Origin of the sequence: Pontivivens marinum (assembly GCF_900231835.1) — a bacterium.
In the GTDB taxonomy this organism is placed as follows: Bacteria; Pseudomonadota; Alphaproteobacteria; order Rhodobacterales; family Rhodobacteraceae; genus Pontivivens; species Pontivivens marinum.
Genome location: NZ_OCTN01000001.1, coordinates 165,239 through 188,874 on the forward strand (window position 1 = coordinate 165,239; position 23,636 = coordinate 188,874).

The following is a 23,636-nucleotide window of genomic DNA, read 5'->3' on the forward strand; positions in this document are numbered from 1 at the left end:
GCCGCACGATGACCGACCCCGTACTCTCGCTGAGAGGTGCGCGTCTCGCGCTTGATGGAAACGCTGGGCGGGTTGATATCCTGCACGGCATAGATATCGACGTGATAGCGGGCGAAACAGTCGGGCTGATCGGGCCGAGCGGGTCTGGCAAATCTTCTCTCCTCATGCTCATGGGCGGGTTAGAGCGCGCCACGGGCGGTACTGTTTCTGCATTGGGCCACGATCTGACCGCATTGGGTGAGGACGCGCTGGCGCGCTTCCGTTTGAAACATATGGGGGTCGTGTTCCAATCCTTCCACCTGATCCCGACGATGACAGCTTTGGAAAACGTTGCAACTCCGCTGGAGCTGGCGGGGATCAAGAATGCGTTTGAGCGGGCGGAGGATGAGCTGCGCGCCGTCGGGCTGGAACATCGACTGGATCATTACCCCGCACAAATGTCCGGTGGTGAACAACAGCGCGTCGCGCTTGCCCGTGCCAGCGCCCCACGCCCCGCGATCCTGCTGGCGGATGAGCCGACGGGCAATCTAGACGGCCCAACGGGTGAGGCGATTATGGATGTTCTGTTCGGCCTGCGTGATCGGCACGGCGCGACATTGGTGCTGGTAACCCACGCACCCGAATTGGCGGCACGCTGCGACAGGCAGATCAGATTGCGCGACGGGCGCCTGGACACAATGGCGGAGGCGGCGGAATGAACTGCTTTCGTTTAATTGGACACACAGCATGAGCGTCGCATGGCGGATTGCCCGTCGGGAATTGCGTGGCGGGCTACGCGGGTTTTACATCTTCCTGACCTGCCTCGCGCTTGGCGTAGCGGCGATTGCGGCGGTTGGGTCGGTGCGATCAGGGATCGAGGCGGGCCTAACGCAGGAGGGCGCAGCCCTGCTGGGCGGTGATGCGCAGGCGGAATTCACCTATCGCTTTGCCTCGGACGAGGAACGCGCATGGCTGGATCAGATCGCGCTAGATGTTAGTGAGACAGTCGATTTCCGCTCGATGGCCGTGGTGGGCGACGAACGCGGTCTGACCCAAGTGCGCGGCGTGGATGACCTGTACCCGCTCTACGGCTCCGTGATTCTGGAACCGGCCATGTACATTGCTGAGGCGTTGGAAATGCGTGATCTGCCTGGCGCGGTCATGCAGCCAGTGCTTGCCGCGCGGCTGGACATCACGGTTGGTGATACTTTCCAATTGGGAGAGCAGGAATTCGAGCTGCGGGCCCTGTTGCAACGTGAACCGGACAGCGCGGGTGCAGGTTTCGGCCTAGGGCCGCGTACAATCGTGACCATGCAGGGGCTGGAAGCATCCGGTCTAATCACCCCCGGCACATTGTTCGAGACGGAATACCGGTTGCGACTGGCGCAGGGCACGGACCTGAACGCGCTGGAAACCGCAGCCGAGGACCGCTTTGCCGATAGTGGCCTGCGCTGGCGTGACAGCCGCAATGGCGCGCCGGGTGTTGCGCGCTTTGTGGAGCGGCTGGGCGCGTTTCTGGTGCTGGTCGGGCTGTCCGGCCTGGCCGTTGGTGGTTTGGGGGTCAGTGCTGCGGTACGTTCCTATCTGGACCGAAAAATCGACACGATTGCCACGTTGAAAACCTTGGGCGCTGAGGGGCGCGTGATTTTCGCCATCTATTTCATTCAGGTCGGTATTTTGAGCGTGATCGGCGTCACGCTTGGCCTGATCCTAGGAGCCTTGGTCCCACTGGCATTGGGGCCGGTGATCGAGGCGCAACTGCCGGTTCCCGCCGTGTTTACCGTCTATCCCGGTCCGTTGATTGAGGCGGCCCTGTACGGATTGCTGACCGCCGCTATTTTCGTGATCTGGCCCTTGGCCCGTGCGCAGGACATTCGTGCGGCGGGGCTGTTTCGGGATGTGGCCGGTGCGGGCGTCACCCTGCCCCGCGTGCCATATATGATTGTCATCGCTGTGCTGGCCTTGGGCTTGGTTGGGCTGGCAACATGGTTTTCGGGCGTCTGGAAACTGTCACTAGGCGCTGCGGGCGGTATTTTGGCGGCGCTGGCTATCCTTGCCGTTATGGCGTGGCTGGTGCGGATCGGCGCGCGCAGCCTCGCCCGTGCACGCATTATGCGAGGCCGTCCTGAGCTGCGCCTTGCACTGGGCGCGGTTGGTGGGCCGGGGGGTGAGACATCCTCGGTCATACTATCGCTGGGCCTTGGCCTGACGGTGCTGGCCGCTGTTGGGCAGATCGAGGCGAATACCCGCAATGCTATCTCGCAGGACCTACCGGAAATCGCGCCGGCTTACTTTTTCCTCGACATTCAAAACGCACAATTGCCCGAATTTCTGGCGACCGCGCAGGCCGAGGAAGGCGTCACGCGGATCGACACCGCCCCCATGCTGCGCGGCATCCTGACACAGATCAACGGACAGACAGCCAGTGAGGTCGCAGGCCCGCACTGGGTTCTGCGCGGTGATCGTGGCGTGACCTATGCCGGCGCCCAGCCCGAGGATGCCCAAATCGTCGAGGGCACATGGTGGCCCGACGATTACGCAGGCCCGCCCCTGATAAGCTTCGCTGCTGAGGAAGGCGCAGAACTGGGTCTGTCCATTGGCGACAAACTAACCATCAACGTGCTGGGCCGTGATATTGAGGGCGAGATAGCGAATTTTCGCGCTATCGAATTTGGCAATCTGGGCATCAACTTCGTCATCATGATGAACGAGGGCGCATTGGCCGGTGCCCCCCATACCCATATCGCCACGCTATATGCGGATGAGGCAGCCGAGGGGCCGTTGCTGCGGCTATTGTCCCGCGCCTTTCCGAACATCACCGCAATCGGGGTACGCGATGCGATATCCCGCGTTAGTGAGGCATTGGGCGGATTGGCAGCAGCAACCTCATATGGCGCAGCGGCAACGCTGGTGACGGGATTCGTTGTGCTGATCGGGGCAGCGGCTGCCGGCACCAGACGCCGTGTGTTCGAGGCAGCCGTTCTGAAAACCGTAGGTGCGACACGAGCGCGCATTTTATTGAGCTTCGCCCTGCGCAGTGCAATCCTGGGCATAGCCGCCGGATGTGTGGCCATCGCAGGGGGCGCATTGGCGGGTTGGGCGGTGATGACCTTTGTGATGGAGGCAGAATTCGCGTTCCAAGGCGCATCCGCCCTGATGATCGTTATTGGCGGCGCACTAGCCAGTTTGCTGGCTGGATTGGCATTTGCGTGGGCACCATTGGCCGCACGACCTGCGCGCGTTCTGCGATCACGGGACTGACAGGTGCGGTTTGTCTTGAAACGCAACCGAACGTCACCGATATTAGTATGGAATAGGTCGGAATTTTCTGGCCACTCGTTTTATAGGAGTCATTGATGGCACAATCCGATTACGTCCAGCCGCAAACCCGGGCTGGTGTGCGCACGGCGGAAATCGACGCAGGTCTGCGCGCGCATATGAACAAGATTTACGGCACTATGTCCGTGGGTCTGGTTATGACCGGACTGGTCGCGTGGGCGCTGTCTATGCTCGCCGTCACGTCTGACCCCAGCAACGCGACCGCTGCGATTCGTGAGGGAACCTATCTGACCGATCTGGGTTATGCGCTGTATGCATCCCCGTTGAAGTGGGTTCTGATGTTTGCGCCTCTGGCCTTTGTCTTCGGCATTTCGGCTGGCGTGAACAAGATGTCGGCACCGGTACTGCAACTGACGTTCTATGCCTTTGCAGCAGTGATGGGCGCATCGATCAGCTCGATCTTCCTGATCTACACGGGCGCTAGCATCGTGCAGACATTCTTTATCACGGCTGCCGCCTTTGCCGGTCTGTCGCTGTACGGCTACACAACGCAGCGCGACATCAGCGGTTGGGGGTCGTTCCTGATCATGGGTGTGATCGGCATCCTGATCGCGTCCGTCGTAAATATTTTCCTCGCCTCCTCGGCGCTGGCCTTTGGTATCTCTGCCATCGGTGTCTTGGTGTTCGCAGGTTTGACTGCATATGACACGCAGCGCCTGAAGAGCGAGTACATCATGTACGCGACGCATCCGGGTGCTGGCGAAATGCTGGGCAAGTCCGCCATCCTCGGCGCGCTGAGCCTGTATCTGAACTTCATCAACATGTTCATGATGCTGCTGTCGCTGTTCGGCAATCGCGAGTAATCGCACCGACAGAATGAATTTAGGGCCGTGGGGAAACCTGCGGCCCTTTTTCTATGGGCCGCTACAGCCGCTGTAAGCGCCGCTTAACCCAATCACCTATAGCGTAGCACCAACGCAAAAGGGCCGCACCGTGGTGCGACCCTTTCGAAAACCTGTGGCTGAGCCATCAGGATAGCAAGATCACTTGATCTTGCCTTCCTTGTACTCAACGTGCTTGCGCACAACAGGGTCGTACTTGTTGACCGACATCTTTTCGGTCATCGTACGGCTGTTTTTCTTAGTGACGTAAAAGTGGCCCGTTCCCGCGGTGGAGTTCAGGCGGATCTTGATCGTCGTTGGCTTCGCCATGATCCATCTCCTAAAACGGGGCACGGCCCCATACAGTTGGCAGCGGCATAAACCGCCTAAATCTTGAACCCGTTTCCTACACCCTCCCCTAGTGGTGTCAAGGGTTCAGAGCATACGGAAGTGCGACCGATCCCCATCATGTGAAAAGAACGGCACCGGACGGGGGCCATTTGCAAGCCGCGCGTCGATTTCTGCCAGCACAACCTCGGTTATGAATGGCAGCTCCAATTTGCGGGCCTCTGGCAGGGATACCCAGTGCAGGTGGGATAATTCATCACAGGCGCTAGAAAAGTCATCAGGATCGCTGGCCAGATCCGCCGCATCGGCAACAAAGAATCGGGCATCGAAGCGGCGCGGGCGTCCCGCGGGGGTCACGGCACGGAATACAAAGTCCAATCCGGCCAGATGCGGCGCCAGTCCCAAATCGTAAAAAGCCTGCCAATCGGCGGGAACATCGCCAGCCGGCACACCGGTTTGACCCAGTGCCTGACCGGTTTCCTCAAACAATTCCCGAATCGCTGCGCGCGCCAGCGGCACAGAAAGCGAGGGGTCCGAGTGGGTGCTAAGCCGAGCCTGCACCGCATCGGGCAGCTCCGTCGCATGGGGCAGGTTCGCGTGATCGGCTGGGTCTAAGGCCCCGCCCGGAAACACGAACTTGTTTGGCATAAACACTGCCTTTGACCCGCGCTGGCCCATTAAAACCATGGGACCGGCGGGGGATTTACGCAGCAAGATGATGGTGGCCGCATCGCGGATTGGGATCTCGTTCATCCGCGGACTATGACCTCGCCAACGCGGACGAGCAATAGGCAGCCTATTCTAGCAGCGCGGCGGGATTACTCCTCGCCTGCACCACCAAAACCATGCATTCGTTTTGCCCACTGAAAGGCGATAAACCCGCCCTTGATCCGTGGCAGCAGCCATAGGCACAGCAGAACGAACGGGATCACGATGATTGCGATCATGACCAAGGGGTCGGGGCGGAATGTCTCAAACATAATGATCATCAGCGGCGCCATCAGGTGCCCCGCGATCAACATTGTCGCCCATGCAGGTCCATCATCCGCGCGTTGATGGTACAGCGCCTGATTGCAGACAGGGCAATCGTGGCGGACCTTCAGATATCCATCAAAGATCGGGCCAGAGCCGCATTTCGGGCAACGCTGTTTCCAGCCACGACGCAGGGCCGGCTTGAGCTCACGCTCACCCTCCTGCGCAACTGATATGTTTTGAGTCTCGGTCATATGGCGTCGATACTCCAAGTTTTCAGGCTTTGCATCTAAACACTGCGCCCCGCGTCGGGATGTCGCGACCTCATACCCGACGCTACGTCAAATCTTTTTTCATGTAACCAGCGACGGAATGCACCAACCCACACCGTATCAGATGCAGAACGACGGCAAGAGGCCACGTTCGCAGGCGATAAATTTTAATAGATGGACAATTTGCATGACACCTACCTTTAAAAAAACAATCGGCGCAACCGTTCTTCTGGCACTTCTGGCAGGAACAACTGCTGTTTCAGCGCAGGATCGTGGCCGTGGTTTTGATTTCTCTGCCGTTGATACAAATGGCGACGGCGAGATTACTGCGCCTGAACTTGACGCGCATCGCGCAGCACAGTTCGCCCGTATCGACACTGACGGCAATGGCAGCGTAGACGCATCTGAACTGCAAGCCGCGGGTGAAGCGCGTGAGCAGGCCCGCCGCGATAACCGCGCAGCCGAAATGCTTGAGCGTGCCGATGCCAATGATGACGGCGTATTGAGCCAGGAAGAACTGCAATCCCCCCGCCGCGGTGGTGACATGTTTGAGCGTCTGGATGCAGACGGCAACGGGTCCATCAGCGCCGAGGAGCTGGAAGAAGCAGGCGACCACCGTCGCGGTGGTGATCGCAAGGATCACGAGCGCGGCCACCGCCACAACTCGGACGACTAATGCCGTCTGACTAGACAAACCGGTTCGCGGCTGGAACGTTGCGAACCGGAAACCCAAATTTTGGCGCGGAGCCTTAATGCCCGAATACGCGGAAGATACGGATGCGGCCCTGTTGGCCAAATATGCTGGTGGCGATCAATCCGCCGCACGCATGCTGGCCGCACGCCATGCGCCACGCGCGCTGTCCGTGGCCACCCGAATGCTAAGCGATGCCGCAGAGGCACAGGATGTAACGCAGGAAGCGATGGTAAAAATGTTTAAAATCGCCCCAGACTGGCAAGCTGATCGCGCCAAGCTTAGCACGTGGCTGTACCGCGTCGTATCCAACCTGTGCATCGACCGCCTGCGCGCCCGTCGCGGCGGAACGGAACCGCTGGACGAAACAAACGCACCAGCTGATCCCGCGCCCACCGCACCACAGCAGATCGAGGCCGCACAGCGCGCCCAACTCCTGCACGACGCGATTGAACGCCTGCCTGAACGGCAGCGACTCGCCATCACCTTGCGACATATCGAAGAACTGGCGAACCCCGACATTGCCGCAATACTAGAGACCAGCGTTGAGGCGGTCGAAAGCCTGCTCTCGCGTGGCCGCAGGGCGTTGGCCGCCATGCTGGCAAGTAACCGAACAGATCTGGAGCCGTTGACATGACCGACCCGACCTCCTTGGATCCGATGCTCGACGACATGTTTGCCGCCGCCCGCACCGCGCGTCCTGAACCCGATGCTGCATTGATGGCCCGTATTTTGGGTGACGCGGCAGAGTTGACACCGATCCCCGCGCCGCCGCCTGTTCTGCGCCCCTCACTCTGGTCGCGCATTCGCGATGTTATTGCCGATCAGGTGCCCGGTGGAATGCCCGGCATTGCCTCGCTGACCACCTGTGCGCTTGGCGGTATTTTGATAGGCTATGCGGGTCTGGGTGATCTGCCCCTGATGGCTGGCACGGAGTTGCTGGCAGGACAAAGCGTGCGCACCTATGACGTTGGCGACATTGGCGATGACGTTAGTTATCTACTCACAGAGGATGGAGCATGAGCACCGCACCTAAAAAGCGTCGGGCAATCACCATTGCCCTCATCCTGTCGCTAGGCCTGAACTTTGTCATCGTCGGCGTTGTTGCCGGTGCATTCCTGCGTGGCGACAAATCCCCCGTTCGGATTGCCGTGACGCCCGATCTGCGCGCCGCTATCTCCGCCTTGCCCGAGGAAGGGCGCGACCAGATACGTGAAGCTATGCGCAACTCCGTCCCCGACCCGCAATCCGCACGCATCCGTCAGTTGAACAACAGCCGTACCTTTGCGACCGCTATCCGTTCAGACCCGATGGATCGTGAGCTTGTGGAGGCGATGTTTAACCAACGAATGGATGCTGATTCAACGCTACGTGCCTCCGCGCAGAGCGCATTACTGGATGCATTGGAGGCAATGACACAGCAGCAGCGCGTCGATTTCCTGAATGCGCTACGTGAGGAGTCGCGTTCAAGTCGCGGCGACAGCGACCGTGGTGGCCCAGATAGCCATAACGCCGATGGCACACGCCCTAGACCTGACAGCGAGCGACCGCCGCGCGAGTAGTCACGCTGCCTCCCACGCGCAGGTGATCCGATCGCGGCCATTATCCTTGGCCGCGTAAAGGGCGCGATCGGCCAGTCGCAGCAATTGCTCGACCCCGCATCCGCCGCCCCTAGACACTGCGATACCGATACTGGCCGTACAATTGATCGCGTCACGCTGCTTCAGATCAAACGGGATATCGGCAATGGCGCCGCGAATGCGTTCCGCCACCTGACGCGCGCCCTCACGCCCTGTTCCGGGTAGGGCGATGCAGAACTCCTCGCCCCCCAACCGCACCACGACATCAACGCCGCGCACATGCTCCTGCAAACGCCGTGCGACCTGTTGCAGCACCTCATCCCCGGCATCGTGGCCAAAGCTGTCATTAATCAGCTTGAACCGATCCAAGTCGATGACCAGAACGGCCAGATCGCTGCCCTCAGCCCGCGCATGGGAAACCATGTTCGCCATGTGATGGTCGGCATAGCGTCGATTATACAGCCCCGTCAGCGGGTCAATCACCGCCATCCGCAGGCCATCCCGCAAATTGGTGCGCAACCGGTCGGAATAGAGCTTACGCCGCAACTGGGACCGCAGGCGCACCGTCAGCTCTGTCTCATCATGGGGCGGCAATGCGTAGTCCCACGCGCCCAGATCCAATGCCTTGGCCGCATTGCGCATATCCGTATCTGCGGCAAGGAATAGCAGCGCCGAGTGGCGTGTTGTAAGTCGGCGGGCAATTGTTGAAATCAGGCGCAGACCGTCACCTGACTCCGCCAGTGATTGATGCACGACAAAGGCATCCGGCACGTCCACCTCTATCCGCGCCTCAACTTGCTGCTCGGTCGTTGCGAAATCCACCTGCACAGCCAGTTTATCGCGTATCGTCTTAACCCAAGCAGCCCCGTATTCCGCATTGGGCGCAGCGATCAGAACCGAATGGGCCGGTGTTAACACGACATCATCGATGCCCGTCGGCCCTGCCCTTAACCCCAGTTCATGCGTTGCCTCGGACCGCAATTGCAGCTCATCCGTGATGAACTTCATCCGCATCAGATTGCGCACCCGTGCAAACAGGGCCAGATCGTGGATTGGTTTGACCAGAAAATCATCTGCGCCAACGGCAAGGGCGCGCAGCCGATCCTCCGCATCATCAACCGAAGTGATCATGATGACCGGGGTTAGCACCGTCTCGGGATCGGATTTCAGATCGTGGCACAACTCAAATGCGTCGAGGGTGGACATTGTCACGTTGATCAGCACGACCGAGGGCTGCTCATCCCGCACAATTTTCCTGGCCTGATCAGCCGTGTCAGCGGCAAGGACATCGTAATAGGCTGAGGCAAGCTTCGCACGGATCAGGGCGCGGTTCGCCTCGATATCATCTACGAGTAGGATACGGCCTGACATGTGTACTCCGTGACAAACAAACTTACGCCTAGCAGTTGTCCCCTCAAGTCATGAACATACGGCATACCAGATACGTAAGCTAGGCATAGACTGCGATCGAACTTCGCGTTTTGGCCCAATATTGCTACAAATTGACCACATAAAGGCATCGAACGTCGTTCATTAGCTTTTTCGAATCTTGGTGGGCAAGCCGACGTAACCCGATTATGACTGCGACATAGAGGAGTACATCACATGAACAAAGCAGCGGCCGAGGCATTGGCAGCCGAGGTTCTGGGCTGGCTGGCGCAGGATGACGAACGCCTGATGGCCTTTTTAGGCATGACCGGCGCCGATATTGGCGACCTGCGCACACGATCCACTGATCCTGATTTCCTGGGGTTTCTGGTGGATTTCCTGTTGCAGGATGAGGCCGCGTTGATCGAATTTTGCGACCGCACGAACCGCTCCTATGACGCACCCCAACGCGCCCGCATGATGTTGCCCGGTGGCGATCTGCCCAATTGGACCTGACATGACCCTATCCGATATCACGCATGATCAGCTTCAGGCGCTCGACATTGTGGCGGATGCCCCGCTGATCGCGGTCGATGCGGATGAGGTTCTGGTCTATTTCCTCAGACACTTTCGCGATTTCAGTGCCTCGAAATCATGGGCGCTTAACCCGACTGCGCGCCGGCTGGATCTGGCGCTGACCCACATGCAGAACGGCGAAGTGGCTGATTTGACCACCGGCCTATCGTTAATAGATGCGTTTTTCGAGGCTGAGGTGCACCAGCAAGTTGCCATTGAAAACGCCGCCGAGACCCTGCGATACGCCAGTGAACGCGCGCAGATTGTCGTGTTGACCAATCTGCCGCATATGGCGCGGGACGGGCGCATTGCAAACCTGCTCGGCCACAGCATTCCCTACCCCGTCGTGACGAATACGGGCGGTAAGGGGGCTGCACTGGCCGCCCTATCCGCACGCACCAGCGGGCCAACGCTGTTTATCGATGATAGCGATGTGCAATTGCAAAGCGCGGCCAAGGGCGCGCCAGATGTCCGGCGACTGCAACTGATCGGCTGTGATTATGCCGCCGCCGCGCTGCCCCGTTCGGACGCGGCGGAGGAGGTTGCGCTGGATTGGGATGCGGGACGGCGTTGGATCACAGCAGCCTTGGGCTAGAAACAGGCGGGCCACGATCCGGTTCAGCCTGCCACCAGCCCTGCGGCTGTGCGTGCATCAGCGTGGCCGCACCGCGCCCTGCCTCGCCCAACCACAGGGCATGGTTGGATGGTTCGATGATGACCGGCAGGCGATGATGGATATGCGCCAAATCTTCGGATGCGGCGCAGGTCACAATGGCGCAACTGTGATGGACCGCGCCGTCCGCACCCCGCCAGTCCTGCCATATCCCGGCAAAGGTCGCCGCCCCACCATGGGCCGGTTGCAGCCAGTAGGGGCGTTTGCCCTGCCGTCCCAGTGATTGCCATTCGTAAAAGCCGGATGTCGGGATCAGGCACCGCCGCTGCCGACATGCCGCGCGAAAGGCAGGTTTTGTTGCAATCGTCTCCGCCCGCGCATTGATCAGCAGCGGCCCGTCATTCGGCCCCGCATACCAATCGGGCACAAAGCCCCAGCGCATCGGGTGCAGCATACGCCCTGCCCCCGTTGCCACGACTGCCGATATATCCGTTGTCGGACGGATATCAGCACCGATTTGCAGGGCACCAGGATTGCCCACTTCAACAACAGCAATATTTTCAACCACCGCTGGGCTGACAGCAAAGCGACCACACATCGCCTAGCTCACATCAACCAATCCCGCGCGAAAGCGGCGCATGTTGCGGACGTAATGCAGGGCCGAGGCCTGCAACATCTTCTCACCCGCCTCGTCGATCTGGCGCACGACCTTACCGGGGGCGCCCATGACGAGGGAGTTGTCGGGGATCACCTTACCCTCGGTTATCAACGCCCCAGCGCCGATCAGGCAATTGCGTCCGATCTTTGCGCCGTTCAGGACCGTCGCGCCCATGCCGATCAGGCTGTTATCCCCGATGGTACACCCGTGCAGCATCGCCTTATGCCCGATAGTGCAGCCCGCGCCGATGGTCAGCGGAAAGCCGGGGTCGGAATGAAAGACGCAGCTCTCCTGAACGTTGGAATTTTCGCCGACGGTCAACAGCTCATTATCGCCGCGCAGGGTGCAGTTGAACCAGATGCCGACACCCGCCGATAAATGCACGTTGCCGATAACATGCGCACCGGGTGCGACCCATGCATCCGCGTCACAGCTCGGCGTTACACCATCGAGGGAATAGAGCGGCATCAGATGATCTCCTTGATTTCACCGGACATGATCCGCGCACGCGCGGCAATGTCAGGGCGACGATCGCGGCGCAAACGCTCGGCTGTCAGGATTGCGCGCAGCTCAGCATAGCACGTATCCAAATCGTCGTTGATGAGGATGTAGCGATATTCGGCCCAGTGGCTCATCTCGCGCCGTGCTTCGCCCATGCGGCGCTCAATCACGTCGGTGGCATCCTGTGCACGGGCATGCAGGCGGCGCTCCAGCTCCTCGATCGAGGGCGGCAGAATGAAGATCGAGATCGCATCGCGCCCCATTTCGGAGTTGCGGATTTGCTGACCACCCTGCCAATCGACATCAAACAGGACATCACGACCCTGCGCGCAGGATTTGCGGACCGGACCGATGGGCGTGCCGTATAAATTGCCGAAAACCTCGGCATGTTCCAGCATCTCGCCTTCATCCACCATCCGCTCGAATTCAGGCCGGTCGCGGAAGAAGTACTCGCGGCCATCAACCTCACCCTCACGCGGCGGACGTGTGGTGGCGGAAACGGAAAACGAGATTTGTGGATCATCCACCAGCAAACGACGCGACAGCGTTGATTTGCCTGCGCCGGATGGGGATGACAGGATGACCAGCATCCCGCGACGACTGATTTCTGGGCGTTCTGCGGTCATGGCAACCTCACTCGACATTCTGAACCTGCTCGCGCATCTGGTCTATTATGACCTTCAAATCAAGCGCTATGCAGGTCAGTGCCACATCGTTGGATTTGGAGGCGAGGGTATTTGCCTCACGGTTGAACTCCTGCATCAGGAAATCAAACTTGCGCCCGATGGGACCGCTGGCGGCCAGCAATTCGCGCCCAGTGGCGATGTGGGCGTTCAGGCGATCCAGTTCCTCGGTCACGTCGGCCTTAACGGCCATCAGGGCCAGCTCCTGCTCCAAGCGCCCCTCATCCACCGGCGCGGCCATCAGCGCGTTCAGGCGCGTGCGCAGCGTCTCACCAGCACGCGCGGCACGGGCGGCGGCGCTGTCGCTGGCACGCAAGGCCAATGTTTCGACTTGGGTAAGGGATGCGGTCAGGATATCGCGCAGCTTCGCACCCTCCTCACCCCGACTCGCGGACAGGGCCTCAACCAGCGCCGGAATCCCTGCACGGGCGGTTTCCAGCCACGCATAGCCCACATCCGCGCCGTCCATCACGCCGCGCAGGGTCAGAATCTGTGTCGCATTGGGCGAGGTCAGCGGCGCACCGGCGGATTGCGCGGCTGATTCCACCTCTGCAATCGCGGCCAAGGCGGCGGCCAGTGCATCCGCATTCACAATACTCGCGCTCGATCCGGGCAGGCGCGTATAGCGCAGCGAGATCGTGACAGAGCCGCGTGCAATCCGCGCCGGAACCGCCTTGCGCAATTCAGCCTCCAACGCATCCGCCGCATCGGGCAGCCGCAATCGCAGGTCCAGCCCGCGTGAATTGACGCTGCGCGCCTCCCACGCCCAACTCATCCCGTCAGCCGCGCCATCAATGCGCGCGAACCCTGTCATAGACTGCATATTTTGCCCCCGTTTACCGGCCGTTAACCTTTAGAATGAAAACTTCGTCTAAAATGCCATTAAAATGTTATCACTCATTCAGCGTTCCCGTAACCGTGGGCGCATGACGTGGCAAGGCAGGTAGACATGGATCGACAGGTCATCTTAAACGATCTTTCAACATATTGGGATGAACTGCGCGGTCACCGCGTCGCCCCGCGTCGGTCCGATTTAAACCCCAACCGGTTCGGTGCTGCGCTGGAACATATGTTCATTCTCGAAACCTCGCAGGATGGTCCGTTGCGCATTCGTCTGGCGGGAACGCGGCTATGCGACATGATGGGGATGGAGCCGCGTGGAATGCCCGCACGCGCCATATTTATGCCCCCTGACCAACGGCACGCTGATAGTTTGTTAAATGAGGTCGTGCGCAACCCTGCCGTGATCGACATCACAATCAACGCAACATCCGAAAGCGGCGCTGTTTATGAGGGCGGCATGATGCTGCGCCCGCTCTGCGATGATTTCGGAACAGTCACCCGCGTTTTGGGCTGCATCGTGATGGATGCGCCGCAATTCGAGGTGAATTTGGACATCGGGATCAGTTCAGCCAGCGTCAACACGCTGGGCGAACCCGCTAGCAGCATGGAACCCGCAGGCTTTGCCGAGGAACAGACCCCGTTTGAGGGGCCGCATATCCGCAGCGTTCCCCAAACCGGCACTGTCACACGGCCGACGCGACAGCCCCTAAGCCGCGATCATTTGCGGATTGTCAGTTCGCGCGGTTAGTCCTGCGCCCACTGCCCCTCGGAGATGCCTTGCAGTGCCAGTAATGCTGTCAGATCGGAATGATCCAGCACGGCATCAGCACCATCGCGCAGTGCCTGCTTTGCCTTATACGCAACGCCTAGGCCCGCCGCGGCTACCATGGCCAGATCATTCGCACCATCGCCCACGGCAATCACGGCATCCGCGCCGAATCCGCCAGCGGCCGCCAGTTCATTGAGCGAATCGAGCTTTGCCTGACGCCCTAGAATCGGATCGGTTACATCGCCGGTCAGCTTGTCATCCTCGAACAACAACGTGTTCGCTCGGTTGATGGCAAAGCCCGCCGCCTGTGCAACGCGACTGGTGAAGTAGGTAAACCCACCGGAAACCAGCGCCGTTTGCGCACCACGCTGCGCCATAGTGCGCACCAGCACCCGCGCACCGGGGTTCAATGCAATGCGTTCATCGTAGCACTGATCTAGTGCGGACCGGTGCAGACCAGCGACCAGACCGACACGCTCACGCAGAGCGGCCTCGAAATCCAGTTCGCCCTGCATTGCACGCTCCGTAATGTCGGCAACGCGGTCCTTTACCCCAGCGAAATCCGCTAGCTCGTCGATGCATTCGACGGGAATCATCGTGCTGTCCATATCCGCGATCAGCATTTGCTTCTCACGCCCCTGTGCGGGGACAAGGTTCAGATCGCATCCATCGGGGGCCAGCGCAGCACCCAGTGACACACACGGTATCTCCACCGCAGTACCGGCAAGCCGATGCGGTGCGCCCGCCTGATCCAATGCAGATAAAACTTCAGTGACCTGCGCATCGGAAATTCCGGTCGCGGCGGTCAGGACAGCAAAATGGGACATGATCTCTCCATGTGCGACGTCCGGCCCGTGATTACAGGCCGGACGGACATTCGTGACGGTGGATTAAACCGCTGCGCGATGTGCCAGAGGGGCCTTCTCCAGCTCCTCCGCGACGAGGAATGCCAGTTCCAGAGCCTGGCTCGCATTCAGACGTGGATCGCAGGCCGTGTGGTAACGATCCGACAGATCCTCATCCGTTACGGCGCGCACGCCGCCGGTACATTCGGTCACGTCCTGACCGGTCATCTCGAAATGCACACCGCCAGCATAGGTGCCCTCGGCCTTGTGGATCTCGAAGAATTCCTGAACCTCGCCCAGAACACTCTCGAACGGACGGGTCTTATAGCCCGAATCCGACTTGATCGTGTTGCCGTGCATTGGATCGCAGGACCAGACAACCTTGCGGCCCTCACGCTCCACCGCGCGGATCAGCGCAGGCAGGTGATCGCCAACTTTACCGGCGCCGAAACGTGCGATCAGGGTCAGGCGACCCGCCTCGTTATTCGGGTTCAGACGGTCAATCAGGTCGATCAGTTCATCCGGCTGCAACGAAGGACCACATTTCAGGCCAATCGGGTTGATAACACCACGGCAGAACTCGATATGCGCGCCGTCTGGCTGACGGGTACGGTCGCCGATCCAGATCATGTGGCCGGAACCGGCAACAACCTGCCCTGTGGTCGAATCAACGCGCGCCAGCGCCTCCTCGTATTCCAGCAGCAATGCCTCATGCGAGGTGTAGAAATCGACACGGCCAAGCGCATCTGTGTTGCCCGAATTGATGCCCGCAGCCTCCATAAAGGCGAGGCTCTCGGAAATCCGGTTGGCAAGATCACGGTAAGACGTGGTCGCGGCCGCATCCGCGAACCCCAGCGTCCATTCGTGCACACGGTGCATATCCGCGAAACCACCCTGCGAGAAGGCGCGCAGCAGGTTCAGCGTCGCCGCCGACTGCGTGTAGGCCTGCAACATACGATCAGGATTCGGGATACGCGCCTCTGGCGTGAACTCGATATCGTTGATGATGTCACCGCGGTAGCTGGGCAGCTCCACACCGTTCTTGATTTCGGTGCCGGAGGAACGCGGCTTGGCGAACTGACCAGCCATGCGGCTGACCTTCACGACAGGCAGCTTCGCGCCGAAGGTCAGAACCATCGCCATTTGCAGCAGCACACGGTAGGTGTCGCGGATGTTGTCAGCGGAAAACTCGCCGAAACTCTCAGCACAATCACCACCTTGCAGCAGGAACGCACGTCCCTCGGCCACATCGGCAAGCTTTTTACGCAACGCACGCGCCTCACCGGCAAAGACCAGCGGCGGATAGGATGCGAGGCGGCCCTCAACAGAGGCCAGCGCCTCCGCGTTGAGGTAATCGGGCATCTGGATGCGCGACTTTGTGCGCCATCCGGCTTTGGTCCAGGTCGGGGACATCTTACGTCACTCCTGTAGTGGAAATAAAATTAGGGAGGCCTGTCTAACATGGGGTTTTGGCAACTGACCAGCCAGCTTGAGCCCCTTTGATCAGGTTTTACGAAAGTCGTTGCCCGAAAACCAAGCGAAATGCGCAACTTTACTGCGCGGCGAAACTTTTTACGCACCATGAAATGCACCTTAGATGCACATGCGACAGGCACAGGTCGCTTTCAGACGCTTGACGCCCCCCATTGATTGCGACGAACTGGCACGATCAGCATGGGGAGACGGACCAAGATGGCATATACGCAAACCACGCCGCAGACCTTCGTCTTCCTTTTGACCGAAAATTACTCCCTACTCTCCTATGCATGCGCGGTTGAACCGCTGCGTTTGGCCAATTGGGCGATGGGTGAGGAGCTGTATCGCTGGCGCCTATGCGCTGAGGGCGGGCAATACGCCGAATGCTCGAACGGGCAACGCACTCTGGTTGATATGGGGCTGGAGGAGATCGGGCGCAACGACGTCCTGATGATCTGTTCGGGCATTGACGTCAAGACCGCAACCACCAAGCCGCTACTGCAATATCTGCGGCGCGAGGCACGGCGCGGCATCGTGATCGGCGGGCTGTGCAACGCCACCTATATAATGGCGCGAGCGGGTCTACTGGATAACAAGCGCTGTACGATCCACTGGGATAACCGCGACAGCTTCGTCGAGGAATTCCCCGAAATTGATCTGAGCCAAGCGATCTACACCATCGACGGCAATCGCTATTCATCTGCGGGTGGATCAGCATCTGCCGATTTGATGCTCAAGCTCATCTCGGACCAGCACGGGCAGGAATTAGCCAATCGCGTGGCGGATCAGATGATCTACACCACTATTCGCACCGATCGTGAGGAGCAGCGCCTGTCGATTCCAACACGCATCGGCGTGCGGCATCCAAAGTTGGCCAATGTCATCCGTATGATGGAGGATAATATCGAGGAGCCCGTCAGCCCCTCAATATTAGCAGCCGAAGTCGGGATGAGCACACGGCAGCTCGAACGCCTGTTTCGTCGATACCTCAACCGATCTCCCAAGCGGTATTATATGGAGCTGCGCCTGCAAAAGGCGAAAAACCTGCTGATGCAAACGGATATGACCGTTATCAACGTCGCGCTCGCCTGTGGCTTTACATCCCCGTCACATTTCTCCAAATGTTACCGGGCACACTTCTCTACCACCCCCTACCGGGAACGCGGTACACAAGAAGGCGATTCGCGAACTACAACCCTAAATTGAGAGGGTCATTCGCAAAAATGCCATATGATAGTTCTTGCTTTCCACACCCAGCGGCCCTAGGTGGTGGGATGTAAGGTTATCTACTCCGAACTCTTCGACTCATAGCAGCCGCGGTACTTCGTTCTGGGATTGCATTGCGCTAATGCCCACACATGTCGTGTGGGCCACACTATGAGGAATACTCGGATGGCTAACGGCACCGTGAAATGGTTCAACTCCACTAAAGGCTTCGGCTTCATTCAACCTTCTGACGGCGGCAAGGACGTTTTCGTTCACATTTCCGCAGTTGAGCGCGCTGGCCTGTCCGGCCTCGACGAGAACCAGAAGATCTCCTACGAGCTGGAAACCGGCCGTGATGGCAAGCAGAGCGCAGGCTCGCTGTCCGTCGAGTAAGCTGATTACAGCTTCCGGCTACTAAAGATACGAACGGCGGTCAGGAAACTGGCCGCCGTTTTGCGTTTGGAGGCATGGAACGCGATTCGTCGGCACCCCAAAACAACGCCCTGCCATGAGGGGCATAATACCTCGGCCAGCAGGCAAATATGCAGGCGCGCACAGACGCCCATCAACATCGATTTCGGATGAAAGAATCTACAAATGGAAAGGGCGCCCGAAGGCGCCCATCCACTTGAACTAAATCAGCTAATTTAGCTCTTAACTGGTCGGGGCGGCGAGATTCGAACTCACGACCCCCTGTACCCAAAACAGGTGCGCTACCAGGCTGCGCCACACCCCGACCGTGAGAGAGGGATTACCGAATGTTTGCGGGGATGAAAAGGGTCAATCGCACGTCCAGGCCGCTTCATTTGAAAAAACTGGATGACGGACCTGTGCACCCGGTTCCAAACCCAGCATTTCGGATAAACCGCCGTTCACTTCCAGCACTGCAACGATGTCATCGGTCGCAGATGGGATGCCGGTTTCATCCAGAGGAACCGCATTGGAGTGAATGTCGCGCACTGTGCCATCCGCCGCGATGAACAGCATGTCTAACGGGATCAGTGTATTCCGCATCCAGAAGCTGCGCCGACGTGGACTGTCCTGATAAACGAACAGCATTCCGTCCAGCTGCGGCATATGCTCGACAAACATCAGGCCGCGCGCGCGCTCCTGTGCATCGTCAGCGATTTCCACATTGATGGAAACCTGAATGCCGCCCTGTCGGATATCGACCCGATCCTCGCGGCATTGTTCAGCAGCGGCCGGAACCGCTGCCAAGAAGGCAATTAGCGTAATGGACTTACGAAATAACGCTGCCCCAGTCGCGAACATATAGCACCATACGGCCACGTGGGCCGTCCCCTATATGCGCCGCAACGGCCTCGTTCGATTGAAGATCGGCGATTCCGCAACGACGCAATGTTTCCATGTGAACGAAGACATCCTCGTCATCGCCAAATACGTTTAGAAATCCAAAACCTTTGACGCGGTCAAACCATTTCACCCGTGCGGCAACGTATTCCACCTCGTCCGTGCCGGGAATGCTTTCCAACACTTCAGTGGAGGCGCCCTCCTCGGCTGCGGCCTGTGCTGCCTCGATCACGGCGCTGGCCTGACGACCACGGTCGGTTTCTTCGACCTCAACCGTGATGGCAATGCCCTCGACCAGATCACGCAGGCCTGCCGCCTTTAGCACGCTGGCGTGGATCATCACATCACCGGCACCGTCCTCGGTTACCAAGAAGCCAAATCCGCGTGTGGTATCGTACCACTTCACCTGTCCCGTTATCATCAAGATACCATTTTTTATTGCCCATTACGCGCAGCGTTTCCGCGCAGAATGAGATTATACCATAAATCCGGCCCACATTGTACGGGTCTCGGAACCGGTAAATTTGCGATCGTGGTGGACCGCTCCCCCTCCGGAACCTAAAAAGGATAGATTTCGGGCTATACTCGTGTCAAGCGAGCGCCTCCACCAGCGTCAGAAACCGGAGTTCGCATGTATCGAATCGTGTCATATCGGCAACCTAGACAACTGGGTTGGGTTATTCTGTTCGCGCTGAGCGGCTGCATGGCCATTGATGTGGGACCATTGCCCGAAAATGACGGTGTCGTGCGCGAGTTCCTGTTTACGCCAAATCAGCAACCGCTCGTCTCGGACAGCATTGACGACATTACAGAAATCGCTCAACGCGCAACGCGCAACACGCCCGATGAAATCGCTGAGCGCACGCGAACCGAAGAAATCCGGCTGGATCAGCTCGCCTATTTTTTCCGCTCGCAGCAGGGGCAATCCTACCTGCTGGGTGAGGGGCCAAAGGCGATGGTTCGCGGTTATCCGGCAGCCCAATGTCCGGTGCAAACCGTGGTTCTGGCGGGCGGCACAACACAAGACGCAATCTCGCAGGCACTCAGCACCTGTCATGCGGAACTGGCGCAGCTGGATCGCACCGACGATTGCGGGTGCAGCCTATTGGCATATGAGAACGTGCTGCACGCTTCCCCCGCCGAATTTGAGTATGCGATTGACCTGCCTGTCAGGTTGTTCCGCAACGGCCAACTGGACCCGACAACCTATTTCAGCCGCTCAGGCACTGACGGCAACGGGGATGAAGCGATTACAATCGAGGTCGCCCAGCAGCGCCTGATGGTGATCAGCTTTACCGACGGCACCTCGGATGAGGCGATTGTCAGCTTCGCGGATGGCACACAGGCAGCAGCCGAACGTGTTCTGGTCGGATATGATCGCGGGCGCATCCGGCAAAGCTTTACCCTGACCGAGGCGGACGGACGGCGCCTGCGGATTATCGTCGGGCCGTAATCAGACGTGCTGGCCGCCATTCACCTCGATCTCGGTCCCTGTGACATAGGCGCTGGCATCGGTGCACAGGAAATAGACGGTGCGCGCGACCTCCTCCGGCTGTCCCAAGCGGCGCAGGGGCAGGCTTTCGACCAGCTTCTCCGTACCGGGGCTTAGGATATCTGTCTCAATCTCACCGGGGGCGATTGCGTTGACGCGCACGCCCAACGGGCCGAAATCATGGGCCATTTCGCGGGTCAGCGCAGCCAGCGCCGCCTTAGACGTGGAATAGGCGGCACCGGCAAAGGGATGCACCCGCGATCCGGCAATCGACGTCACATTCACGATTGCGCCCTTGGCCGCCGCCAGCTCCTGCCGCAACCCACGGGCCAGAACCACTGGCGCAAAGAAGTTGACGTGAAATACCTTGCCCCAGTCACGCAGATCCGTGTCGAGTGTGGACAGCCGCGCGCCGCCCTGCCCCTTGGGTGAGATTCCGGCATTGTTCACCAACGCCTCCAGCCGCCCGCCCATCAGGCGGCTTTTGATCTCCTCAACGGCGGCAATCGTGCCATCGGGGCTGCCCAGATCGACCTGAATGTGATCCTCGGGTCCGGCCTCCCACGGGCAATCCTCGGGGAAGGGATGACGCGAACAGGTGATGACCCGCCATCCGGCAGAGGAAAACCGCTTCACCGTGGCATGGCCGATCCCGCGTGAAGCACCGGTCAGCAGCAGAGTACGACGTTCAGGCATAGCAAATCCTCAAAGTGGCGTTTTACGGGTTCAGGCGCTGTGCGCTCCACCCGCCATCCGATTGTGTCCAACGGAACCGGTCGTGCAGGCGGAATGCGCCATCTGCCCAGAACTCAATCTCAACCGGACGAATGCGAATCCCGCCCCAGAATGGTGGGCGATCAGGGTTCAGACCCTTTTCAAGACCAAGCCGCGCGACCTTACCCATCAGCGTTGCACGACTATCCAGCGGACGTGACTGATCGGAGGCCCATGCGCCAATCCGGCTTTGCAGCGCACGCGACTGGTAATAGGCGTCGGCCTGCGTACCCTCGACCCGCTCCGTTATACCGCGCACACGGATTTGGCGACGCAGGCTTTTGGAGTGCAGGACAAAGGCGGCCTTACCCGTTGCAGATATCTCCTGCCCCTTGGCGCTGTCGTAATTGGTGTAGAAAACGAAGGCATCGTCCTCCACTTCCTTCAACAAAACCATCCGTGCATTGGGCAGGCCGTCCGCATCAACTGTGGCCAGCGCGATGGCGTTGGGGTCGTTAATCTCAACCTTTTCGGCCTCTGCCATCCATGCGCGCGCCAATACAAACGGATCATTGCCTGCAAAAATACCTGTGCGGCCAGTCTCATCACTCATGGGTCAACTCCTTCGCCAAGTCGGTAGCATGGCGACATATTCTTGATGCCACCCCGTCTTTGACGTAAAGCGGGTAGACCTGCAGAACAAGAGCGGAGCTTGAGGCAAAATGGCGGACATGTCTGGATTGATGGCCGGAAAACGTGGACTCATCATGGGCCTAGCCAATGACAAGTCCATTGCATGGGGCGCCGCACGCGCCCTGCACGAGGCTGGGGCCGAATTGGCATTCACCTATCAGGGTGAGGCACTGGGTAAGCGCGTGAAACCATTGGCGGAAAGCCTTGGATCGAACATCGTACTGCCCTGCGACGTTACGGACGCAGACAGCATGGACGCGGTCTTTGCCGAGCTAAAGGAACAGTGGGGCTCGCTCGACTTTGTTGTGCATGCGATCGGCTTTTCTGACAAGAACGAGCTGCGCGGTCGCTATGTCGATACCAGCCCCGAGAATTTCCGCATGTCGATGGACATCTCCGTCTATTCCTTCACTGCAATCATGCAGCGCGCGGAAAAGATGATGAATGATGGCGCATCGGCTGTGACCCTGACCTATTACGGTGCTGAAAAGGTCATGCCGCATTACAACGTCATGGGCGTGGCAAAGGCGGCGCTGGAGGCTTCGGTCAAATACATGGCGATGGACCTCGGCCCACGAAACATCCGCGTAAACGCGCTCAGCGCGGGTCCGATCAAAACCCTCGCCGCGTCGGGCATCGGGGATTTCCGCTATATCCTGAAATGGAACGAGCTGAACTCGCCGCTGCGCCGCAACGTGACGACAATGGATGTGGGCAAATCCGCGCTATACCTGCTGTCTGATCTGGCCTCGGGCGTTACCGGCGAAAACCACCATGTTGACGCGGGTTACCACGTTGTCGGCATGAAGGCCGAAGACGCACCAGATATCGACGTTGTAACCGGCCGCAAGCCTGCCGCCACCTAACCCCACCTGAAAGGACGCCCCATGGCCGACCGTCTACCCCACGAAAAGGGCTTCCACATTTCGTGGGATCAAATTCATCGCGACAGCCGTGCGCTAGCATGGCGGTTGGAGAATGACGGCCCCGGCGCAGGTGGCAAATGGCGCGCAGTTGTTGCGATCACGCGGGGCGGAATGGCCCCCGCGATGATCGTGGCGCGCGAACTGGATATCCGCACCGTCGATACGATCAGCGTCAAATCCTATGCCCATCAGGATCAGGGCAGCGCCGAGGTGCTGAAAAAACCCGATGATGATCTGATGCGCGATGGTGAGGGCGTTCTGGTCGTCGATGATCTGGTGGATAGCGGCAAGACGCTGGAACTGGTCCGCTCGCTGTACCCCAAGGCGCATTTCGCAACAGTCTATGCGAAGCCGAAGGGAGAGCCGATGGTCGATACCTTTATCACCGGCGTCAGTCAGGATACGTGGATCTTCTTCCCGTGGGACATGGCCCTGCAATATGTTCAGCCCTATCGCGGGGCTGACTGATGTTTGCTGACATTCTACGCATGTTGACCGGCACGCCCGAGGGCAACACCCTCGACGCGACGGATGCGCGGTTGGCAATGGCGGCGCTGCTGGTGCGCGTGGCGCGGGCGGATGACCTGTATCAACCCGATGAAATCGCGCGGATCGATTCCGTTCTGTCCCGCCGCTATTCGCTAACGCCTGCCGATGCTGCGGCATTGCGGGTTGAGGCTGAGGCGTTGGAGGAACAGGCCAGCGACACTGTACGCTTCACCCGCTTGATCAAGGATGCCGTCCCCTATGAGGAGCGTGACGCCGTGATCGAGGCGATGTGGTTCGTGGTACTGGCAGATGATGATCGCAGTGAGGATGAAAACGCCCTGCTGCGCATGGTCGCCAATCTGATCGGTGTTTCAGATCGCGACAGCGCCCTTGCACGGCAACGGGCACAGCGCGCCCAATAAGACTATATCACGAGCGGCCAGACCTTGGTCGCTCGTGATAATTTAGCAA

The 23,636-nt window shown here is 59.3% G+C and carries 30 protein-coding genes and 1 tRNA gene; 16 read left to right on the forward strand and 15 right to left on the reverse strand.

All coding sequences use genetic code 11. The features are described 5' to 3' along the window. The first annotated feature begins 8 nt into the window (after nucleotides 1-8). The 3 genes from CR254_RS00790 to CR254_RS00800 all read left to right on the forward strand — a co-directional run bounded on the left by CR254_RS00790 (nucleotide 9) and on the right by CR254_RS00800 (nucleotide 4,121). On the forward strand, nucleotides 9-698 hold the full coding sequence (locus tag CR254_RS00790; protein WP_097927907.1) for an ABC transporter ATP-binding protein: 690 nt from the start codon (nucleotides 9-11) through the stop codon (nucleotides 696-698). A 28-nt stretch (nucleotides 699-726) separates the two neighbouring features. Beyond that, complete coding sequence (locus CR254_RS00795) at nucleotides 727-3,240, forward strand: ABC transporter permease (RefSeq protein WP_097927908.1); 2,514 nt, start codon at nucleotides 727-729, stop codon at nucleotides 3,238-3,240. 95 nt (nucleotides 3,241-3,335) lie between these two features. Continuing rightward, nucleotides 3,336-4,121, forward strand: coding sequence for a Bax inhibitor-1/YccA family protein (locus tag CR254_RS00800; protein ID WP_097927909.1), 786 nt, complete (start codon nucleotides 3,336-3,338; stop codon nucleotides 4,119-4,121). Nucleotides 4,122-4,301: 180 nt separating this feature from the next. Here CR254_RS00800 and rpmG read toward each other — a convergent pair whose 3' ends face one another. The 3 genes from rpmG to CR254_RS00815 all read right to left on the reverse strand — a co-directional run bounded on the left by rpmG (nucleotide 4,302) and on the right by CR254_RS00815 (nucleotide 5,713). Next, complete coding sequence (rpmG, locus tag CR254_RS00805; protein WP_097927910.1) at nucleotides 4,302-4,469, reverse strand: 50S ribosomal protein L33; 168 nt, start codon at nucleotides 4,467-4,469, stop codon at nucleotides 4,302-4,304. A gap of 105 nt (nucleotides 4,470-4,574) precedes the next feature. Then, nucleotides 4,575-5,240: an NUDIX hydrolase gene (locus CR254_RS00810; RefSeq protein WP_097927911.1), complete on the reverse strand. Its 666-nt coding sequence runs from the start codon at nucleotides 5,238-5,240 to the stop codon at nucleotides 4,575-4,577. A 65-nt stretch (nucleotides 5,241-5,305) separates the two neighbouring features. Continuing rightward, complete coding sequence (locus CR254_RS00815; RefSeq protein ID WP_097927912.1) at nucleotides 5,306-5,713, reverse strand: DUF983 domain-containing protein; 408 nt, start codon at nucleotides 5,711-5,713, stop codon at nucleotides 5,306-5,308. A 205-nt stretch (nucleotides 5,714-5,918) separates the two neighbouring features. Here CR254_RS00815 and CR254_RS00820 point away from each other — a divergent pair, with 205 nt between their 5' ends. The 4 genes from CR254_RS00820 to CR254_RS00835 all read left to right on the forward strand — a co-directional run bounded on the left by CR254_RS00820 (nucleotide 5,919) and on the right by CR254_RS00835 (nucleotide 7,984). Next, the gene (locus CR254_RS00820; RefSeq protein WP_180955843.1) at nucleotides 5,919-6,407 is read left to right on the forward strand and encodes an EF-hand domain-containing protein; all 489 of its coding nucleotides are present in this window, start codon (nucleotides 5,919-5,921) and stop codon (nucleotides 6,405-6,407) included. 76 nt (nucleotides 6,408-6,483) lie between these two features. After that, the gene (locus tag CR254_RS00825) at nucleotides 6,484-7,059 is read left to right on the forward strand and encodes a sigma-70 family RNA polymerase sigma factor (protein WP_097927914.1); all 576 of its coding nucleotides are present in this window, start codon (nucleotides 6,484-6,486) and stop codon (nucleotides 7,057-7,059) included. After that, the gene (locus tag CR254_RS00830) at nucleotides 7,056-7,445 is read left to right on the forward strand and encodes a hypothetical protein (protein ID WP_097927915.1); all 390 of its coding nucleotides are present in this window, start codon (nucleotides 7,056-7,058) and stop codon (nucleotides 7,443-7,445) included. Before CR254_RS00825 ends, CR254_RS00830 begins: the two co-directional genes overlap by 4 nt. Next, nucleotides 7,442-7,984: a periplasmic heavy metal sensor gene (locus CR254_RS00835; RefSeq protein WP_097927916.1), complete on the forward strand. Its 543-nt coding sequence runs from the start codon at nucleotides 7,442-7,444 to the stop codon at nucleotides 7,982-7,984. The genes CR254_RS00830 and CR254_RS00835 overlap by 4 nt, the downstream gene beginning before the upstream one ends. Here CR254_RS00835 and CR254_RS00840 read toward each other — a convergent pair whose 3' ends face one another. After that, nucleotides 7,985-9,373: a diguanylate cyclase gene (locus CR254_RS00840; RefSeq protein ID WP_097927917.1), complete on the reverse strand. Its 1,389-nt coding sequence runs from the start codon at nucleotides 9,371-9,373 to the stop codon at nucleotides 7,985-7,987. Nucleotides 9,374-9,607: 234 nt separating this feature from the next. Between CR254_RS00840 and CR254_RS00845 the strand changes: the two genes are divergently transcribed. Together CR254_RS00845 and CR254_RS00850 are read left to right on the forward strand one after the other, a co-directional pair. Beyond that, complete coding sequence (locus CR254_RS00845; protein WP_097927918.1) at nucleotides 9,608-9,886, forward strand: DUF3572 domain-containing protein; 279 nt, start codon at nucleotides 9,608-9,610, stop codon at nucleotides 9,884-9,886. Between the two features lies 1 nt (nucleotide 9,887). Next, complete coding sequence (locus tag CR254_RS00850; protein ID WP_097927919.1) at nucleotides 9,888-10,541, forward strand: hypothetical protein; 654 nt, start codon at nucleotides 9,888-9,890, stop codon at nucleotides 10,539-10,541. Here CR254_RS00850 and CR254_RS00855 read toward each other — a convergent pair. Genes CR254_RS00855 through CR254_RS00870 form a run of 4 tightly spaced genes read right to left on the reverse strand, consistent with a single transcriptional unit; the run spans nucleotide 10,522 to nucleotide 13,224 of the window. Continuing rightward, entirely contained in the window at nucleotides 10,522-11,157 is a 636-nt protein-coding gene (locus tag CR254_RS00855; RefSeq protein WP_097927920.1) for an SOS response-associated peptidase, read from the reverse strand. The genes CR254_RS00850 and CR254_RS00855 overlap by 20 nt on opposite strands. Nucleotides 11,158-11,160: 3 nt before the next feature. Next, the gene (locus tag CR254_RS00860) at nucleotides 11,161-11,685 is read right to left on the reverse strand and encodes a gamma carbonic anhydrase family protein (protein WP_097927921.1); all 525 of its coding nucleotides are present in this window, start codon (nucleotides 11,683-11,685) and stop codon (nucleotides 11,161-11,163) included. Continuing rightward, nucleotides 11,685-12,323, reverse strand: a complete 639-nt coding sequence (gmk, locus tag CR254_RS00865; protein WP_180955891.1) for a guanylate kinase — start codon at nucleotides 12,321-12,323, stop codon at nucleotides 11,685-11,687. Before gmk ends, CR254_RS00860 begins: the two co-directional genes overlap by 1 nt. Before the next feature lie 28 nt (nucleotides 12,324-12,351). Then, on the reverse strand, nucleotides 12,352-13,224 hold the full coding sequence (locus CR254_RS00870) for a YicC/YloC family endoribonuclease (protein ID WP_245851334.1): 873 nt from the start codon (nucleotides 13,222-13,224) through the stop codon (nucleotides 12,352-12,354). Nucleotides 13,225-13,350: 126 nt separating this feature from the next. On the opposite strand from CR254_RS00870, the gene CR254_RS00875 reads away from it, so the two are divergent. Then, nucleotides 13,351-13,992 carry a PAS domain-containing protein gene (locus CR254_RS00875; RefSeq protein WP_097927922.1) on the forward strand — a complete coding sequence of 214 codons (642 nt, stop codon included), beginning with the start codon at nucleotides 13,351-13,353 and terminating at the stop codon, nucleotides 13,990-13,992. Here the strand turns inward: CR254_RS00875 and serB are convergent. Continuing rightward, on the reverse strand, nucleotides 13,989-14,840 hold the full coding sequence (gene serB, locus CR254_RS00880) for a phosphoserine phosphatase SerB (RefSeq protein WP_097927923.1): 852 nt from the start codon (nucleotides 14,838-14,840) through the stop codon (nucleotides 13,989-13,991). The two genes, CR254_RS00875 and serB, sit on opposite strands and share 4 nt — an antisense overlap. Nucleotides 14,841-14,903: 63 nt before the next feature. Continuing rightward, nucleotides 14,904-16,271 (reverse strand): class II 3-deoxy-7-phosphoheptulonate synthase, encoded by a 1,368-nt coding sequence (locus CR254_RS00885; protein WP_097927924.1) that lies wholly within the window; start codon nucleotides 16,269-16,271, stop codon nucleotides 14,904-14,906. A 279-nt stretch (nucleotides 16,272-16,550) separates the two neighbouring features. Here CR254_RS00885 and CR254_RS00890 point away from each other — a divergent pair, with 279 nt between their 5' ends. Both CR254_RS00890 and CR254_RS00895 read left to right on the forward strand, forming a co-directional pair. Next, nucleotides 16,551-17,540 carry a GlxA family transcriptional regulator gene (locus tag CR254_RS00890; protein ID WP_245851335.1) on the forward strand — a complete coding sequence of 330 codons (990 nt, stop codon included), beginning with the start codon at nucleotides 16,551-16,553 and terminating at the stop codon, nucleotides 17,538-17,540. Nucleotides 17,541-17,726: 186 nt separating this feature from the next. Continuing rightward, entirely contained in the window at nucleotides 17,727-17,933 is a 207-nt protein-coding gene (locus tag CR254_RS00895) for a cold-shock protein (RefSeq protein WP_097927926.1), read from the forward strand. A gap of 266 nt (nucleotides 17,934-18,199) precedes the next feature. Here the strand turns inward: CR254_RS00895 and CR254_RS00900 are convergent. The 3 genes from CR254_RS00900 to CR254_RS00910 all read right to left on the reverse strand — a co-directional run bounded on the left by CR254_RS00900 (nucleotide 18,200) and on the right by CR254_RS00910 (nucleotide 19,272). Beyond that, a tRNA-Pro gene (locus CR254_RS00900) sits at nucleotides 18,200-18,276 on the reverse strand. Between the two features lie 44 nt (nucleotides 18,277-18,320). Further along, nucleotides 18,321-18,812, reverse strand: a complete 492-nt coding sequence (locus CR254_RS00905; RefSeq protein WP_097927927.1) for a DUF192 domain-containing protein — start codon at nucleotides 18,810-18,812, stop codon at nucleotides 18,321-18,323. Beyond that, nucleotides 18,781-19,272: a cold-shock protein gene (locus tag CR254_RS00910; RefSeq protein WP_097927928.1), complete on the reverse strand. Its 492-nt coding sequence runs from the start codon at nucleotides 19,270-19,272 to the stop codon at nucleotides 18,781-18,783. The genes CR254_RS00905 and CR254_RS00910 overlap by 32 nt, the downstream gene beginning before the upstream one ends. Before the next feature lie 282 nt (nucleotides 19,273-19,554). Between CR254_RS00910 and CR254_RS00915 the strand changes: the two genes are divergently transcribed. Beyond that, nucleotides 19,555-20,304: a hypothetical protein gene (locus CR254_RS00915; protein ID WP_145996685.1), complete on the forward strand. Its 750-nt coding sequence runs from the start codon at nucleotides 19,555-19,557 to the stop codon at nucleotides 20,302-20,304. On the opposite strand, the gene CR254_RS00920 is transcribed toward CR254_RS00915, so the two are convergent. Both CR254_RS00920 and pdxH read right to left on the reverse strand, forming a co-directional pair. Continuing rightward, nucleotides 20,305-21,039 (reverse strand): SDR family NAD(P)-dependent oxidoreductase, encoded by a 735-nt coding sequence (locus CR254_RS00920; protein ID WP_097927930.1) that lies wholly within the window; start codon nucleotides 21,037-21,039, stop codon nucleotides 20,305-20,307. A 22-nt stretch (nucleotides 21,040-21,061) separates the two neighbouring features. Next, nucleotides 21,062-21,670, reverse strand: coding sequence for a pyridoxamine 5'-phosphate oxidase (gene pdxH, locus CR254_RS00925; protein ID WP_097927931.1), 609 nt, complete (start codon nucleotides 21,668-21,670; stop codon nucleotides 21,062-21,064). A gap of 118 nt (nucleotides 21,671-21,788) precedes the next feature. Between pdxH and fabI the strand changes: the two genes are divergently transcribed. The 3 genes from fabI to CR254_RS00940 are packed head-to-tail and all read left to right on the forward strand — an operon-like array spanning nucleotide 21,789 to nucleotide 23,587. Further along, on the forward strand, nucleotides 21,789-22,616 hold the full coding sequence (gene fabI, locus CR254_RS00930; protein ID WP_097928853.1) for an enoyl-ACP reductase FabI: 828 nt from the start codon (nucleotides 21,789-21,791) through the stop codon (nucleotides 22,614-22,616). A gap of 21 nt (nucleotides 22,617-22,637) precedes the next feature. Further along, nucleotides 22,638-23,144, forward strand: coding sequence for a xanthine phosphoribosyltransferase (gpt, locus tag CR254_RS00935; RefSeq protein ID WP_097927932.1), 507 nt, complete (start codon nucleotides 22,638-22,640; stop codon nucleotides 23,142-23,144). Then, nucleotides 23,144-23,587, forward strand: a complete 444-nt coding sequence (locus tag CR254_RS00940) for a tellurite resistance TerB family protein (protein WP_097927933.1) — start codon at nucleotides 23,144-23,146, stop codon at nucleotides 23,585-23,587. Before gpt ends, CR254_RS00940 begins: the two co-directional genes overlap by 1 nt. Nucleotides 23,588-23,636 lie beyond the last annotated feature (49 nt).